Source organism: Corynebacterium sp. NML180780, assembly GCF_007786415.1.
Taxonomy (GTDB): domain Bacteria; phylum Actinomycetota; class Actinomycetes; order Mycobacteriales; family Mycobacteriaceae; genus Corynebacterium; species Corynebacterium gottingense.
Window position 1 is genome coordinate 39359 of sequence record NZ_VNKN01000011.1, and the last position, 16965, is coordinate 56323.

Here is a 16965-nt window from a genome sequence, read left to right on the forward strand (position 1 = left end):
CCAGGGTTTGCACGGGTACGTCCCCTATTAATTTCTGCCGCGGTATGTGCTGTGCTTATCGACGGGAACCGGTCCCCGCGACGCCTCCCGGTACGCGTGGGCGTACGCCAGCAGTGAGAGCGGGATCGTCACCAAAATGCCCAGGCCAAGAACCGCGGCACCGAGAATGTTGAGGACCGTGCACGCCAGCGCAAGGGCGAGCAGCGGGAAATAGTTGCGCACGCCGCGCCGGAACCCGCGGCCGATCGCCTGGCCGATCCCGCTGCCGTCCGCCGCGAAGAACGGCATGAGCGCCCACAGCGGCGATACGGCAAGGTAGCACAGCAAACCGATGCCCAGCATGATGGGACCCATCGGCGTCCCCTCCGGCACGTCCCACGGCAACGTCTGGTGAAGCGCCCAGCGCACGGCGGAGGGCACTGGCCACGAAATCGCGGCGGCGAACAGCCCGACCACCACGGTCTGCGCGAAGTGCAGGGGCTTCGCCTCCCCGATCGAGAACGTGATGCGGTCCGTCTGCCGCAGCGCCGCCGACACGGCAAACGGGACCACCACGACAAACCACACGGCGGGGAAGAGGAACAGCGCAACGATGAAAAGCAGCGGGTTGCCAGCCACGACACTGATGACGAGGAACGCGAACGTCAGCTGCACGCACGTGGCCCAGTTTCCGGTGAACGCGGCCCACGCCCAGGAGAACGCGCGGCCCACCCGGACCCGCCCGGTGCCGGGCTCGGTAGGCCAGGCCTGCGGGTCGAGGTACGTGTTGCTGGCCTGGGCGTACGGGTTTTCGCCGGGGGCTGGTGTGGGGGCGGGTGTGGGTTTTTCGGGCTCTGTGGGCTCTGTTGGTCCTGTGGGCTCCTCCGCCACGGGGCGACCTACGGCCTGGCAGTACGCGTGGGCGAGCGCACACACGACGATCGGCACCGCCACCAGCAACCCGACGCCGATGCAGACCGCACCTGCGAGCAGGGTGAGCAGCGACAGAGCCTCGAGGGCCATGAGGCGCAGCCAGTTCGCGGCGGCGCGCTTCGTCGCGGCCAGCAGGCCGTAGCCGTCAGCGGCGGCGAGAGGCAGGAAGCTGCACAGGGGCGCAAGCACAACAAAGGCCACGAATCCGCCGAGGATAAACCAGGCGGCCGGGTCAGCGTAGAGCGGGGTGTGTGGTCGCTCGCCGTACGGGTCCACCAACGCGGCGAAGGAGGGGGCCGCAATACCCAGCCAGAGGGCGAAGCACAGGAAGCCGATGAGTTCCACCACCGCCGTCGCGCCGAGCGTCTGGAAGGCGCGGGGGAACTCCAGCTCGGTCAGGCGCAGCCGGGGGTGCTGCGTCTGCTGCAGCGCGACGATGGCAAACAGGGCCGACGCCAGCACGAACACGATCAGGTGGCCGTAAAACTGCAGCAGGACCCACAGGACGACCCACACGAGGAAGGTGACGAGCGTGAGCGGCACCCATATCGCCCAGTTGTTCAGCACGGTGCGGATCGACCACTCGAAGGCGGCGCGGGCGTTGATGGTTTTGGGGTTAGCGGTCATGGGGGTTGGCGGTGGCGTCGATAAGCGGGAAGCCCTCGGTGACCTGGCGGTACCCGTGTGCGAGGGCGAGGAACAGGAGCGGGAAGACGAGCGCGGCGAGGCCGCAGGTGAGGTACCTGGAGCCGGGGAACATGGTGAGATCATTCCACACCGCCACGATCATCAAGGCGTAGGGGGCGGCGACCGCGAGAAATACCTTGAACCAGTTCCGCACCGACGCGCGTAGGCCCAGTGTGACCGCGGAGCCGAAGCTGGTGCGGCCGTCCGCCGCGGCGAACGGGACGAACGCGACGAAGGCTGTCGCCGCAGTGAAGATGAGTACGCCGCCGAGCAAGACGTATGTCGTGCCGGCCTCGTACCAGGGCTGTTCCGGCGTAAGCCCGCTCGGGTCGAACCTCCACATCGACGCGCCAAGGAACACGAAGAACAAGGTGATGGCGAAACCGCCGACAAAGAGCCCGAAGAGGAACGCGAGGACCAGGAGGTTGGCAAAGCCGGGCAGGCTGATCTCATCGAGCTTGAGGCGCCGCACCGCGGTTTGCTGCATCGCGAGCGAAATCAACACCGGCACCACCAGGAGAGCGAACGTTTGCCAAAACCGCGTTGACAACCCGATGAAGCAGATGAGGCTCAGCGGACCCCAGATGATCAGGTTGGTTACCCAGGCGCGCACCGCCCACGCGTAGGCGGGCAGGAGGCGCAGCCCGTCCGCGGGCTGCATCGGCGGCGGGGTGCTGTGTTCCGCGTACGGACTCTGCCCACCATTCGGGGTGCTCATGCGCCTGAGACTAGCAGCGATTGGGGAAATGTTTGGGATCGATACCAATCCGTGACCTCAGCCCTTTGCCGCTAGCGCACCGTTAGCGTACAGAGAGCGTGCTTTTCGACGGCACCGGGCCACCCGAGATCTGCCGGTAGGCATGCGCCCAGGTGAGGATGACGACGGGCACCGCGACGATGAGGCCGACGCCCACCACTACCGCGCCGAGGACAAAGATGAGGAACGAGACCACGATGAGCCCCAGCAACGGCAGGTAGTTGCGCTGCGCCGCCTTGAACCCCCTGACGATGCAGCCGCCGAAATCGGCGCCGTTGTCCGCCGCGTACCAGACCTGCAGACAGAAGAACGGCAGGGTGGCCAAGAACAAGAAGAAGGCGACGTAATCAAAGGGGGTCAACTCCGGTTCCACAACCGGGTACCCCGCAGGTAGAGGAGGCGCAGGATTGCCAGTGGCCAGGCGCAGCAGCTCAGCAATGGCGACGATCAGCGCGAGGGCGCCAAGCGACATGATCCCGGTCAGCATATACATGCCGAGTGTCACCCAGAAGGTGGATGTGCCCTGCTCCGATGTCTCGTTCTTGTACACCAGCGTCTGCTTCAGCCCCAAGGAGATGCAGAGCGGGTACAAGGCGGCTATGACTAGCCCCCCGACGAACGGGATCAGGCCAACCAACAAGGCCAACAGCAGCCCGAGCCCGCACGGAATCCAGAACTTCCAGCGGGAGAACGTGGTGTTCACGCCCCAGGTGAGCGCCTCGCCGATATTGAGCTTGCCGGTGCCTTTCATGTGGATCCACCCGTTGCGCTCAGGGGCGTTGATGGGGTGCGCGGTGCGGCCGTCGCCAAAGGTGTCGTCGATAAGCCGCTTGCCGTGGAACTTCATGGCGTTCACGGAATGGGAGAGGATGCTGGGCTGCGGTGCGTTCGAACCGGTCGCGGGGTACTGGTCGTAGCCGTGGAACGCTGGGTTGTTATCGGGGCCGTACGGGGGTTCCGGTCTCGTCATAGTTCGGAGCGTAACAAGGTGCGGACCATTGCGCGACCAGAAAGTGAGCGTTGTGTCACAATGCAATGTGAGTGATACATAGCGAACGCCCCACGCAGCCGGGTGGGCTGCGCGGGGCGGTGCGGGGTTAAACGCTTAGAGTTGCGCCGGGAACTCGTCCTCCACCGGGACCGGGCCGCCAGAGATCTGGCGGTACGCGTGCGCCTGCGCGAGGAGCACGACCGGGGTGGCAATGATCATGCCGAGGAACGCAAGGACGTAGCCCACGAAGCTGAGCAGGCCAGCAAGCACAGCCAGCCCCAGCAGCGGCAGGTAGTTTCGCTTGCCGTCGGCAAAGCCCTTGCTAAACGCCTGACCGAAGGAGCCGTTGTTCTCAGAGGCGTACCACACGGTCATCATGAGGAACGGAGATACGAACCATGCGATGAGCATGAGCAGGCCCATGGAGCCGAGGAGCGGGCCGAGCAGGGGAAGCAGCGCCTCGAAGTCCTCCGGGCTCGACGGGTTCTCTGGCAATGCGTTGAGGTCCGCGCTGCTGAAACCGGCAACCATGCCAATGGTGAGGAACACGATCAAGCCGACGGTGACAACTGCGGAAAAGACCGCCAGGACACCCAGGGTCTTCCCGTACGCGGGAGTCTTGATGTCGCCCCACCCAAACGAGCGGGCCAGCGTCTGCTGCAACGCGGCAGAGAAGATCACCGGGTACACAAAGAACGGGACAATGCCGAGTACCCCGGTCGGGATGATTATCGTGAGCCACTGCCAGGCACACGCAATGAGGCCAAGGACGATCCAGACCTTCCAGTTGGAGAACGTGGTCTTAAAGGCCCAGGAGAACGCGTCGGTAATGTTCAGCTTGCCGTTGCCCTTGGTGTGCGTCCAGCCGTTGTTGGCCGGGTCATTGATCGGGTGCGGGGTCGCGCCGTCGCCGTAAGTGCCGTCGGTGAGCTCCTGGCCGTGGTAGCGCAGCGCGGTCGCGCCGGCGGCACCAGCCGCGGCGTTCACATCGAACTGTTCGTACCCGTTCGGGCCGAAGCCGCCCTGGCCGTACGTGTTGGAGCCGCTGGCGCCGTAGCTGTTGGAGCCGTACTCGTTGGAACCGTAGCCGTTCGCGCCGTAGGCGTCAGCGCTGTTCTGGCCGAAGTCGGACTGACCGGAACCGGTGGTGCCGGCGGAGCCGGCGCTGTCCGGGTTCCACGCGGAGGAGCCAGTGTTCTCCGGATGGCTCCCCGCCGGGTTATCGGGGTACGGCTCGTAGCCGTACGGGGAGTCCCCGCTCGGGCTATTGTCGCCCGGGGTGTTTCCATTGTTCGGTGTAGTCATGCGGCCGATGATAACAGCCGCCCCACCGATAACGCCCGCCTCGGCAGGGGACCGTCAGGACTTCCCTACTTCACCACCAGGTTGACCATGCGGCCCGGCACGACGATCGTCTTGATGATCTGCTTGCCGCTGGTGAGTTCGGTCACGCGGGCGTCGTCAAGCGCTGCCTGTTCCATGTCCTCCTTGGAGGCGTCGGCGGCGACGTTGATGCGCGCCTTGACCTTGCCGTTGATCTGCACGGGGATCTCCACGGTGTCATCGGTGAGCAGCGACTCGTCGAAGGTGGGGAACGGCTCGAACGTGATGGTGTCGGCGTGGCCGAGCTTGGCCCACAGCTCCTCGGCGATGTGGGGGGCGACCGGCGCGACCATCTGCACCAGCGGGGTCACCGCGGCGCGCGGGGCCTGCTGCGGGTACGCCTTGGTGAGGTAGTTGACGTACTCGATGAGCTTGGCCACCACGGTGTTGTCGCGCAGGTGCTCGTAGTCGTCGCGCACGCCGGCGATGGTGCGGTGGAGCTGCTTCGCGTCGTCCTCGGAAAGTTCGGCGTCGGTGACGTTGGCCTCGCCAGTCTCCTCGCTGACCACCAGGCGCCACAGGCGCTGCAGGAAGCGGTGCGCGCCCACGACGTCCTTCGTCGCCCACGGGCGGGAGGTGTCCAGCGGGCCCATCGACATCTCGTAGACGCGCAGGGTGTCCGCGCCGAAGTCGGTGGCGATGTCGTCCGGGGCGACCGCGTTCTTCAGCGACTTGCCCATCTTGCCGTACTCGCGGTTGACTTCGGCTCCGTCGAAGAAGAACTTGCCGTCCTTCTCCTCCACCTCGGCGGCCGGGACGTACACGCCGCGGGAATCCGTGTAGGCGTAGGCCTGGATGTAGCCTTGGTTGAACAGGCGGCGGTACGGCTCCCTGGAGCTAACAAAGCCCAGGTCAAAGAGCACCTTGTGCCAGAAGCGGGCGTAGAGCAGGTGCAGCACCGCGTGCTCGACGCCGCCGACGTACAGGTCCACGCCGCCCGGGTCGTTCTCGCCGCGCGGGCCGGTCCAGTAGCGCTCGTTCTCCAGGTCGCAGAAGGCGTTCTCGTTGGTCGGATCGACGTAGCGCAGCTGGTACCAGGAAGAACCGGCCCACTGCGGCATGACGTTGGTGTCGCGCCAGTAGGTCTTCTCCCCATCGCCCAGGTCCATGCGCACCTCGACCCAGTCCTTGGCCTTGGCCAGCGGCGGCGAGGGCTCGGAGTCCGCGTCGTCCGGATCGTAGGAGACCGGCTTGTAGTCCTCCACGTCCGGCAGCTCGACCGGCAGCTGGTCCTCCGGGATGGAGTGCGCCTGGCCGTGCTCGTCGTACACGATGGGGAAGGGCTCGCCCCAGTAGCGCTGGCGGGCGAACAGCCAGTCGCGCAGCTTGTACTGGATTTTCTCGGCGCCCTTGTGCTTCTCGACGATCCACCGCAGCGCCTCTTCAATCGCCTCGGCCTTCCCCAGCCCGTTCAGGTCAAGACCATCGGCGTTGGCGGAGTTGATGTGCGTTGCATCGCCGGTGAACGCGGCCTCGGAGACGTCGCCCTCGATCACCGGGACGATGGGCAGGCCGAAGGCGCTGGCGAACTCGTAGTCGCGGTCGTCGTGCGCCGGCACCGCCATGACCGCGCCCGTGCCGTAGCCGGTGAGCACGTAGTCCGCGATGAAGATGGGGACCTGCTCGCCGCTGACCGGGTTCGTGGCGTAAGCGCCCAGGAAGACGCCGGTCTTTTCCTTGTTCTCCTGGCGCTCAACGTCGGACTTGGCGGCGATGGAGCGCTTGTAGGCGTCGACGGCCTCGCGCGGGGTGGCCTGGCCGTTGGTCCAGCGCTCGTCGGTGTTTTCTGGGTAGGCGTCGGCCACGAGGGCGTCGACAAGCCCATGCTCGGGGGCGAGTACGACGAAGGAGGCGCCGAACAGCGTATCCGGGCGGGTGGTGAAGACGGTGATGTCGCCTGCGGCGGAGTCGAAGTTGACCTCCGCGCCGCGCGAACGGCCGATCCAGTTGCGCTGCATGCTCTTCACCTTCTCCGGCCAGTCCAGCAGGTCAAGGTCGTCGAGCAGGCGGTCCGAGTAGGCGGTGATGCGCATCATCCACTGGCGCAGGCGCTTGCGGAAGACCGGGAAATTGCCGCGCTCCGAGCGGCCCTCCGCCGTGACCTCCTCGTTGGCCAGCACGGTACCCAGGCCGGGGCACCAGTTGACCATCGAGTCGTCGAGGTAGACCAAGCGGAATTCGTCGATAGCCTTGTGCTTCTCCGCCGTGGTGAGGTCGCGGAAGTTGCGGCCGTCCTTGGTCGTGCGCGCGCCGGTCATGAGGTCACGCACCAGGTCCTCGATCGGGCGCGCCTTCTGCTGCTCCTCGTCGAACCAGGCGTTGTAAATCTGCAGGAAGATCCACTGCGTCCACTTGTAAAACTCCGGGTCCGTCGTGGCCACGGAGCGGCGCTTGTCGTGCCCCAGGCCCAGCTGGTCCAGCTGGCGGGTCATGTTCTCAATGTTCTTCTCCGTAGTCGTGCGCGGGTGCGTGCCCGTCTGGATGGCGTACTGCTCCGCGGGCAGACCGAACGCGTCGTACCCCAGGGTGTGCAGGACGTTCTTGCCCAGCATGCGGTTGTAGCGGGCGTACACGTCCGTGGCGATGTAGCCCAGCGGGTGGCCCACGTGCAGGCCCGCGCCCGAGGGGTACGGGAACATGTCCTGGACGTTGAGCTTCTCCTTCGGCAGCTCCTCGCCGGTAGCCAGGTCGCCGACCGGGTTGGGGGCGTTAAACGTGCCGTGCTCGCGCCAGTACGACTGCCATTTCTGCTCAATGTCGTTGGCCAGCTCGGCGGAATAGCGGTGCGGGGTCGCGTCAGTCATAGTTAAGCAGTGTAGTAGGCCTTGCGCGGTCAGGGACTATTGCTTATCGACGCCCGGCGCTCGTGTTCCGACGACGCATTTCCCCAGGGAATTCTTTTCGGCGCGATTTTCGGACCGGAAAAGATATCGGAAAGAGATAGGACGGGTTTCAGGGCCTGGTTTCTGGCGTTTGTGCTGGTAGACGAATTGTTTCGATATCTTATTTAATTGTTTTATGCGCCTTTGGCTGCTTCCGCCCACGCCACGATCTCGTCGAGGCGCGAGAGGTCGACGCGATCGGTGTCCTTCTTATACATCTCGATCATCGAGCGCTCGTTTTCCGACTTCCGCGGCTTCAACTTGAGCGCGCCAATGATCCCGCGCATCACGCCGAGGTGCGCAGTGGTGAGCTCCGAGTAGTTCAGTCGGCCCGGGAGGTAGAAACGCTGTACCTGGTCCGCCCGGTCGCCGAGCAGTTCCGCCGTGGGGTCTGCCTCTCGGACTACATGGTCTAGCGTCATCCCGACGGTGACCACACAGGTGGGGCGGGCCTGGATCGTTGTTTCCGGGAGCGACTTTACGAACTTGGCTGCCGCGTTCATCGGGCCGTGCGCTGGGGCCAGGACGATGATGGGGCCCTCTGCTGCCGTGTCGGGCACTTCAGCGTGGTTGAGTATCTCCTGCGCGGTCGTGCTGAGGCGACGCGCGAGCTCCTCGGCATACTGCTTCGTGGAACCGTAGACGGAGGAGAAGTAAATGGTCATACGTACATTGTGGCACGGATGTGGTAGTGCTAGCAGCTACCCTACTGCCGGAAGCTGTAGTCTGGCCCTAGCCATGCGGCCTTTCATTGAGGATCTCTCTACGCGTAGCGAAGCCAAGGGCCGAGCACTTCGCCGCATGGCCATCTATTTTTAACCCTACTCTCTATTCGCGTAGCGTTAGAGCTATCTTATGCTACCGTTGTACGCGAGCCAAGATCATTGGCCACGGCTTCAAATTAGACGTTCGCCCGAACGCCCCAAGCCTCACACCGCACACCCATTCGAAAGGAAGAGCTGCAATGCAACTCCAAGATTTGCTCGACGCCTGCACCCCTGGCGGCGCGTCGGTGCTCACCTCCGTCACTGAACTTTCCGCCGCTGCCGGTCCGCACGCTTCAGTCACTCCCACAAAGTTCAAGGATGGCAACACCCCTTGCTTCGGCTACGAACCACGTTTCATCGACGGTGCCCCCGCAGAGAGCGTCATCATCGACACCGTTCCTTCTTCAGTAAACCGAGGAGAACAGGCCATCTCGCAAGCCATCAAGGGCGGCGACCCTTTGCTGTCCCGCATCCCGCGCATCCTCGTTCGCTATGGAAATGAAAGCTACACCGACATCGAGCTCCCCCACCGCTTCGCCGACGGACACATTCGCGCCGGAAGCTACGACGGGAAACCCGTGACCAAGGCCGACTGGTACCGCGACATGAGGAATGCAACCCCGAGGGACTACCGTGCCATCCTCAACACTGCCCCGATAGCACTCCTCGCCGGCGCTTGGGACTCGCCGCGCCCCACCAACCAGGTCCGCTTACGTAGGTCCATCACCGGGGAAACCATTGGTATCCTCGCGGACCAGACGCGTCCAGGTAGTGAGCAGCAGGGGGCTCGAAGCGGCGCTCGCGTCGACCCCGTCGGAGCAGCGGTCTACCTTAACCCAGCCGCGTTACAGCAAATCATCACCGACCAAGAGGATGACCTTTCGAAAAACAAGGTCGATGACATCACTGCGAAAATCAAGAAGGCGAAGAAGGGCGAAACCTTCTCCGGGTCGGGAGTGGGAGTGGGAGCGCTTCCTCCGAAGCTAGACCCCCTCGGAGGCGTGTCGTGCTCTCGTATCATCCGCTCCTGGGTAATGAGCTTTACTGCCCTCCGCCAGCTGAACTTCGGCGACAACCCGGAGCAGAATGTTGCCGCAAGAGCCCTCATCGCAGCCCTTGGCCTCGCACTCATCGCCAGGGCCGAGCAGGAGCTGTACTACCGCTCGAACTGTGACCTCGTCGAGGTTTCTGCTCCTGTAGTCAAGCTTGATCAGCGATATGGCAATTTCCAGGAGCTGCCTCCACTGAGCATCGATGCGGCTGACGCTCTTCTGAAGGCAGCGCTCGAGCACGCAGAAAAGTTGGGTGTTGCCGATTGGCACGGACAGGTTCGCGAAGTAATCGGGAATCCTGCCATTATCGCCGGCGCGGTGGACGACGCAGAAGATAAGGAATAACCAAAATGCCCCAATTAGCGTTGACTGCAACGTTCCCGTTGGGCACTTACTACGGGCATCGAAGCGACGGCTCTGTCGAGCCTTACCCTTCCCCCCTGCGGTTGCACGCAGCCCTTCTTAGCGCTGCAGCCCAGGGCCACCTCTCGGAGGATGGTGAGCCTTCACAGGCATCGCTCGACGCGCTTCAATGGCTTGAAAGACATCCACCAAACGGGATCTATCAACCGGAAACTCGCCTCCTCAATCATGGTAATCAGCGAATTGGGTACCGGGACGTCGGAACTTTCGATTCTACGAGCATGCGGAAGAAAGTAGACGCCCGCCCCATTTCAAATGGCGTGGCAGTGCAATCTTCCTACGGGTATTTGTGGCACGACGTGCCGGAGGAAATCGTCGCTACGCTTACTCAGCTCGCTGAGGACGTGCCCTACTTGGGGGAAAGCCATAGCGTTGTCACGTTAAGCGCGCAGAGCTTTACGCCGAACCTGTGGCTATCGCCAACTGCGAACTGCTTCACCAAAGAGGCTTTCGCCCGGCCAGTTGCCGCAGAGGGACGTACGGCCGCTCTGATTGCACACCACAAAGCCCGCTTCGCAGCAAAGCCACCGACGCTGGCACGCGACGGGTTTAAGAAAAGCCAAGTCCCCCACAGTGAACGCCCTACCGAGATTGGCATTGCGGAGTCATGGTATGAGCCTGCAGAACTTCCCCCCGAGGACGCACCATGGGGCACCGTCTATCTCTTTAAGCTGGATCGTGAGGTTGAAAAGCGCGACCGTGTCGCGTTGGCGCTGAGCATGCACAAGGCGCTCATCGCTCGCCTTGGCTACGGCGCTGCGCCCCTCATTACCGGTAAGTACAACGACGGGATCAAACAGCCTCCAAATCGGCTTGCCATCCAGTATCTGCCACCACGCCTCGCTCACTTACTGAACAAGGATGGTCCTCTTCTTGGATTATTCGTGCCGTCTGCTGCGGCACCGGAGGAGCTTCTCCAAGTCCAGCGAGCAGTGGATATTCGCGAGCTTTGGTCAAGGCGACTCGGGAAGATCCGTATTCAATTTTCCAATGAGACACGCTCAGGTACGCGCTTTTGGCCGGATCCAGAACCCGGCACGTACCGACTATGGGAAACTGAAATGCCGATCGTGCCTGAGGTGAGACGAATCCGTCGCAGTGGCAGCGAGTGGTCGCTGGGCGATTCCGCTTTGCTTTCCACAGCGTACGTGTGGCGGAACGACTTCGCTCTTAGCGGTAGCGGACCAGCGCGTTATATAAATCTCCGCGATCAGGCCGCGCACAGGGGAGTCACCGCTCTCCACACGTACCCAGTTACTCGACACGTTCGTGACTTTGCGCACCATTCGCACGAAAACGTTCCCGTGCAGCCTTACCGCGCTGTGCTCGATTTAGGTGATCTCGCAGGCCCTCAGGCCGCAGTCATGCTGGGCCAATCTAGGCACCTTGGCGGTGGCCTCCTCCGACCATTGGATATCAGCCTCACTTCTTCAGAAATCCCAGGAGAAAAGTCATGACGCAGTTAACTTTGAGTGATTTCGACGAGTTTTTCGCCGCCATGAATGACGGGCACGTCCCATTTTCATGGCAATGCGAGCTTCTCGAATACATTGCTCGTACTGGGCGATGGCCAGACCAAATCGCGGCCCCAACTGGTGCAGGAAAATCCTCAGTTGTCGACGTCCACATATTCGCAAATGCTCTGTTTGCCGCAGGAGAAGCGCCCCGAGTCCCACGCAGGTTACACACAGTGGTGAATCGACGCGGACTCGTAGACAACCAGTACCAACGTGCCCTCGAGATACAGCAGGCGCTGCTAGAAAGCATCGCTGGCAACGGCAACCACCCAGACGTAGTACGCAAGGTCGCGGATGCACTGCGTAGCTTGGTACCCGCAGGCGGTAACGCACCGTGCATCGTATCTGTATTACGCGGCGGGCTCAGCTCACGGTCGCTGCCGGTAAGTGACCTTGCGAGCTGTGCTGTGATTGCCTCAACGCCAGACATGTGGGGTTCACGCGCGCTCTTCCAAGGGTATGGTTCGACCAGATACGCCCGCCCCAGGGAAACCACTCTGGTCACCAGCGACTCGGTAATTGTGCTTGACGAGGCGCACTTGAACCGTCAATTACTCACCACGGCACGCCGCATTAGGGAAATTCAGTTGACTGGTGCAGATACTGGCCTCCCCGCCCTCCAAATAGTCGAGACGACGGCAACTCCCGCAAACCAGTCTGAAGATTTGTCAGTGATCGGGGTAGACCCCAATGCAGTCGACGCAAGCCGAGACGCAGCCCTGCAACGCAGGCTCTATGCGACTAAGCAGTTGAAACACGTCCAAACCTCCAAGTGGAATGGCAGGAAGGCAAACCGTGGCGTTGTAGACGGTGCGCTCGAACAAATTCACGCGTGGCTGGAAAAAGACAATCGCGTAGGTCCGATTGGTTGCATCGTGAACCATGTAGATACGGCGCTAAAAATAGCCAACGCACTCAAGAGGAAGAAAGTACGATACATCCTTCTCGTCGGCCGCCTGCGCCCATTTGATCTCAAAAAACTCGAGAAAGACCACCCGGGCGTACTTACTCCTGCTGGAAACAAGCAGGTTGACGTCATTGTCGCAACACAGACGCTTGAGGTTGGAGTAGACGTTGATTTCCAATACATGGTTACCGAGCTAGCCCCCGCTACTGCAATTCAACAGCGCAGCGGACGTGTCAACCGCCTCGGAAGATACGACACATCTGAGTTAGCAATCCTTGAGCCGGTTGCTCCGCCTGCAGCAAATAAAGAATTCGCGCCATACAAAGGAGCCGATCTCCACGGTGCTTTTCAATGGCTTACGGCTTTCGACGACGGCACTGACATGAATCCTGCGCTGCTCGCTTCGAACCCAGCCCCTGCAACAACACCCTCACGACTGCTCTATCAGCGTTTGGAGTACCGCGATGTCGAGCTACTCGCGAAATCATCCGAGCGCCGGGCAAACCCAATCGAGCTCGATTTCTGGCTCCGAGACTCTCTAGAGACGGAAGCCCCTACCGCTGGCGTAGTTCTGCGCAAACAGCTCCCGAAAACTCAGGAAGCAACCGTAGAACTGCTTGAGGCCTTGCCGCCTCGAGCTGAAGAAGTTTTCCCTGGGGTGATATCAACCGTCAGAGAACTCGCCGTCAAGCTCCGGCAAGACAGCGAAGAACGTCACGCGTCTACGTTGCTGTTGGTGTATCGCGCGGGCGACATTGAGCTCCTTGACGAGCCGAATCAGATCAAGCCCGGCGATACTCTCATCGTAAGCGATCAGCTCCCGTTCACTACCCAGGGTGTGCTGACGATTCCAGCTGAGGATGAGCAACTGCCAGATGAAGTTCCCGCGGACGGAATTACCGTTTACTTACCCGACGAGAACGACCTTGACCTGGAGCTCTTCCGAACAGCAAACTCGACGACCCCAGCTGAGTTTCTAGAGCTATGGTACGACCGCTTTCCTGATGACGCCAAAGCTGGGATGAGCATTGAAGTTTCTGCATCCTCGATCGAGGATCCTCGAGGCGACCTTGCCGCCTGGATTCTTCGCCGTGATTCCCAAACGCTGCGCACTGATGCCGAGACGGTGCAGGAGTGGTCACCCCGTGTAGACAAAAACACCCCGCCACCATCTCTGGCACAGCACCAAACTGACGTGGCTGAGCGAGCACGGATTATCTGTGATTCCCTGGGGGTCGATCCCGCCTTTGCAGACCGGGTGGTTACAGCGAGCTTGCTTCACGACGAAGGCAAACGTGATCCCCGCTTTCAGCAGATGCTGGGAAACCTCGGCCTTGAGCAACCATGGGCTAAGAGCCGCACCCGGAGCCGACAAGAGATCCAGCGAGCAAAAGCAGGAAGCGGTTTGCCTGTTGGGTGGCGACATGAACAGCTCTCCGCAGCGATGGCTGAGGATCTTCGTCTTCAAGGAGACGAGCGCGTCGATGAACTGGTTGTACACGTTGTTGGCGCTAGCCACGGCCGAGGACGCGACTTATTCCCTCAAGTTGGAGAAGAGCTCCTTGCTGAATCCGCAACCGCGCACAAGTTGTTCACACAGGGCCAATGGGAAAGCCAAGTACGCAAGCTCACGAGGGAATACGGTGTCTACGCCCTCGCCGCTTTTGAGGCGCTCGAGCGCGCAGCGGACACGCAGATTTCAGGAGAAGGACGATGAAACACAGTCTCTTAGTCGCAGGGAATGTTTATTCCGGATTATCTCATTTCGCCCTTGCTGGGCTTAGTCTCCTCGCACGGTCGCTGAGTGACGGTTTAGTCACCACACATTGGAACAACGAACCAACGCCTCGAGGTGTCCTGGAAACAGAGGACATTGCTCCTGAGGACATCGCCGTAGCGATGAAGCGCCTAAGCCGGTCTTGGTTCCAGGGGTGGACGAGCATCCGAGTCCACTATGCAGGAGGAGAGTTTTCCCCGTTCAGCCCCAGATTCATGCGGATTGATCCGCGCAAGAACCCAGGTGATTGGTCTAAACACCAGCAAGCACGTACCGCTGCTCTCGATAAACTGTGCGCCGAGAATGACCAATTGGCGCTGCAGCTCATTCAATCCTTAGGCGAAGCCGCCTACTGGAGGTTCGTAGGAAAAGACCCTCGCCCTGATCACGGTGCTTCCCGGTGGGAAATGAAGACCCGCAATCGTGGTGAAGAGTTTGTCTCACAGAAGCTCTTCAAATATGTCGAGGCTCTCAGCGATTGGGATACCGAAGACATTCTTGCTGGGTTAGCAGGCCAGCGCGTTGAAGATCCTTTCGGCGAAGATGCTTCCAGGACGCCTTCGGGCTTTACTCCCCCGACGCGTACAGACTTGGCTCTTGCGTTTGCAGCGCTCATCGGCATCGGTCAATTCCCGGTGAGTGCCAGAGCACAGCTCATGGCGCTCACTCCATGTGCGTATCCGGACACAGCACTGCACACGAAGGTGGCCGTGCTTCCAGTGCCGATCGCCCCTCTTACCCCCGAGAGATTCGAGGGCATCGTGCTTTCTCAGGAGTGGGCGTCCGTGGTCAACGACTTAGGTGCCAAAGAAATCGGTCGAACTCCGGAGAATTTGCTGCATGACAGCGCAGTTACTGCACTTCAGCAGTTCAACGTACCCGCTGCAGCCGTTTTTCGTGTCCAACGCATAGGTAGCGAGCAAGCGCCAGAGAGGTATTTCGAAAGAGGAAAGGTCCGTCTGTTGTGACACGGGAAGAAGATTTTCTGCCAATTAGCCTCGTCCTTCATACAGTGTTTTGCGAGCGAAGGGCCTGGCTGGAGGCAAATGGCGAGTCAACGTTGACGTATCAAATGCAGGCTGGGGATAATGCTCACGAAGCGGTCGATACCGTAGCTCACTCACGCACGCACCGTTTGACGTCTTATCCCTTGCGTTCAGAGCGTCTCGGCATCGTTGGTAAAGCTGACGTAGTCGAGGTGTTCGAGGGAAACGAAGTTGGACTGGTCGAGCATAAGGCAACACCGGTTCGGCGCAAGGCGCAGGTGACCCCGGCGAATCGCCTGCAGCTGGCGCTGCAACGCGAGTGCTTGCGTGATGCAGGCTTTGATGTGATCGAGCAGACGATATATTTCACCGATCACCGTCGACGGGTCGTGGTGGAGCTTACCGACGACGACAGCCAAGCCGCCGCTGAGACGATCGCGCGCACTCGAGAGATCGTTGATTCTGCGATTGCGCCTGTTCCGCTTCTCGACGATGAACGGTGCTCCCGTTGCTCCCACTTTTCTATCTGCCTACCCGATGAGCACCACGGCGGGAACGCGAGACGTCGAATCCATGCTGCTGACCCTGATGGTCAAGTGCTACACCTCACTGTGCAGGGATCTCGCGCTAGCATTCGCAGGGGAAGAGTCATCGTAGAAAAATCTGGTGAGCGACTCGCAGACGCGCCGCTCGCGCGAGTTCATGGAGTTGTTGTCCATGGCAACATCGATCTTTCTAGCGCTTTGCACCGAAACCTACTCTGGGACAACGTGCCAGTTGTATGGTGTTCTTCGACGGGGCGAGTCTACGGTTTCTCAAAACCGGCTGACGGACCCAATGGCGCAGCTCGGGTGGAGCAACACGTCTTGAGTAGCCGGGGTTGTCTGCCGATTGCGCGTGGAATGGTCCAAGCGAAGATTTGGAACCAAGCGACTCTCCTGCGGAGGAACGGCGAGGCACCTGACGCTGTCAGATATCTGCATGCCGAAGCAGAGCGCGCAGCAAAAGCCGCGGATATACCAGAGTTGTTTGGGATCGAAGGAGATGCCGCTGCACGCTATTTCCATGAATTCGTGTCGATGTTGCGTCCAGCACAAATGGAAGCTCTTGGTTGGCAGTGGGAAGGCCGCCATGGTCGTGGCGCAAGCGATCCGCTCAATATCTTGCTGAATTACTGCTATGGGTTGCTCAGGGCGGAAGTGCTCCGAGCAATTCTCAGCTGTGGTTTAGACCCGCACGCCGGTTTCTTGCATAGCAGCGGCCGTAACAAGCCCGCGCTTGCGCTGGATCTCATGGAGGAGTTTCGAGCCCCGCTAGCTGACTCTGTAGTGCTTTCCCTTGTGAATCGGCGGGAGATTAAGACTAGCGATTTCACCTATGTCAACGGGGCTGCTCGCCTTCGTGACAAGGCAAGAAGAAAAGTGATTGCAGCCTTCGAAAGGCGGGTACAGACAAGCATTCGCCATCCTCTTTTTGGCTACGACGCGACTTGGCGGCGGGTAATAGAAATCCAGGCCAGGATGGTACTCGGCGTGATCACTGGCTCCCAGCCGTACTACGAAGGAGTGAAGATTCGATGAGTCGGGACGATACACGTAGAACTCTTATCTGCTACGACATCATCAATGATCGTCGACGCACACGCGTCGCGGATACTTTGGCAGAATTCGGAGACCGGGTGCAGTACAGCGTCTTTGTAGTGGACATCTCACCCGCCCGACTCCTACAAGCGAAGTCCCGACTGAACACGATTATCGAACCAGGCGAAGATTCCATTCTTTTCTGCGACCTAGGCCGAGTAGCTGAACTGAGCGAAACAAAGTTTGGGTATCTTGGAAAGTCACGGGAGGTCACAGACAATGACGCACTGATTCTCTAGCAAAATTGGCGGCAAAGTTGCGAGCACGCCGGTGTCACGCAAAAC

General features: G+C 60.9%; 12 protein-coding genes. 6 read left to right on the forward strand and 6 right to left on the reverse strand.

Features of this window, described 5'->3' with window-relative positions:
• Positions 1 to 27: 27 nt before the first annotated feature.
• From FPP74_RS08890 to FPP74_RS08915, 6 genes are all read right to left on the reverse strand, one after another.
• Positions 28 to 1539 carry a hypothetical protein gene (locus FPP74_RS08890; RefSeq protein WP_144718055.1) on the reverse strand — a complete coding sequence of 504 codons (1512 nt, stop codon included), beginning with the start codon at positions 1537 to 1539 and terminating at the stop codon, positions 28 to 30.
• Positions 1529 to 2317, reverse strand: coding sequence for a hypothetical protein (locus tag FPP74_RS08895; RefSeq protein WP_144718057.1), 789 nt, complete (start codon positions 2315 to 2317; stop codon positions 1529 to 1531). Before FPP74_RS08895 ends, FPP74_RS08890 begins: the two co-directional genes overlap by 11 nt.
• A gap of 82 nt (positions 2318 to 2399) precedes the next feature.
• Positions 2400 to 3326 (reverse strand): hypothetical protein, encoded by a 927-nt coding sequence (locus FPP74_RS08900; RefSeq protein WP_144718059.1) that lies wholly within the window; start codon positions 3324 to 3326, stop codon positions 2400 to 2402.
• Positions 3327 to 3461: 135 nt separating this feature from the next.
• Positions 3462 to 4652, reverse strand: coding sequence for a hypothetical protein (locus FPP74_RS08905; protein ID WP_144718061.1), 1191 nt, complete (start codon positions 4650 to 4652; stop codon positions 3462 to 3464).
• A 65-nt stretch (positions 4653 to 4717) separates the two neighbouring features.
• On the reverse strand, positions 4718 to 7534 hold the full coding sequence (gene leuS, locus FPP74_RS08910; protein WP_144718063.1) for a leucine--tRNA ligase: 2817 nt from the start codon (positions 7532 to 7534) through the stop codon (positions 4718 to 4720).
• Positions 7535 to 7746: 212 nt separating this feature from the next.
• Positions 7747 to 8277, reverse strand: a complete 531-nt coding sequence (locus FPP74_RS08915; RefSeq protein ID WP_144718065.1) for a flavodoxin domain-containing protein — start codon at positions 8275 to 8277, stop codon at positions 7747 to 7749.
• Between the two features lie 299 nt (positions 8278 to 8576).
• Between FPP74_RS08915 and cas7u the strand changes: the two genes are divergently transcribed.
• The 6 genes from cas7u to cas2 are packed head-to-tail and all read left to right on the forward strand — an operon-like array spanning position 8577 to position 16920.
• Positions 8577 to 9776, forward strand: a complete 1200-nt coding sequence (cas7u, locus tag FPP74_RS08920) for a type I-U CRISPR-associated RAMP protein Csb1/Cas7u (protein ID WP_144718067.1) — start codon at positions 8577 to 8579, stop codon at positions 9774 to 9776.
• Between the two features lie 5 nt (positions 9777 to 9781).
• Positions 9782 to 11311, forward strand: coding sequence for a type I-U CRISPR-associated protein Csb2 (gene csb2 / locus FPP74_RS08925; RefSeq protein ID WP_144718069.1), 1530 nt, complete (start codon positions 9782 to 9784; stop codon positions 11309 to 11311).
• Positions 11308 to 13995 (forward strand): type I-U CRISPR-associated helicase/endonuclease Cas3, encoded by a 2688-nt coding sequence (cas3u, locus tag FPP74_RS08930; RefSeq protein ID WP_144718070.1) that lies wholly within the window; start codon positions 11308 to 11310, stop codon positions 13993 to 13995. Before csb2 ends, cas3u begins: the two co-directional genes overlap by 4 nt.
• Positions 13992 to 15023 carry a hypothetical protein gene (locus FPP74_RS08935; RefSeq protein ID WP_144718072.1) on the forward strand — a complete coding sequence of 344 codons (1032 nt, stop codon included), beginning with the start codon at positions 13992 to 13994 and terminating at the stop codon, positions 15021 to 15023. The genes cas3u and FPP74_RS08935 overlap by 4 nt, the downstream gene beginning before the upstream one ends.
• Complete coding sequence (gene cas1, locus FPP74_RS08940; protein ID WP_144718074.1) at positions 15020 to 16621, forward strand: CRISPR-associated endonuclease Cas1; 1602 nt, start codon at positions 15020 to 15022, stop codon at positions 16619 to 16621. The genes FPP74_RS08935 and cas1 overlap by 4 nt, the downstream gene beginning before the upstream one ends.
• Positions 16618 to 16920 carry a CRISPR-associated endonuclease Cas2 gene (gene cas2 / locus FPP74_RS08945; protein ID WP_144718076.1) on the forward strand — a complete coding sequence of 101 codons (303 nt, stop codon included), beginning with the start codon at positions 16618 to 16620 and terminating at the stop codon, positions 16918 to 16920. Before cas1 ends, cas2 begins: the two co-directional genes overlap by 4 nt.
• Positions 16921 to 16965: the final 45 nt, after the last annotated feature.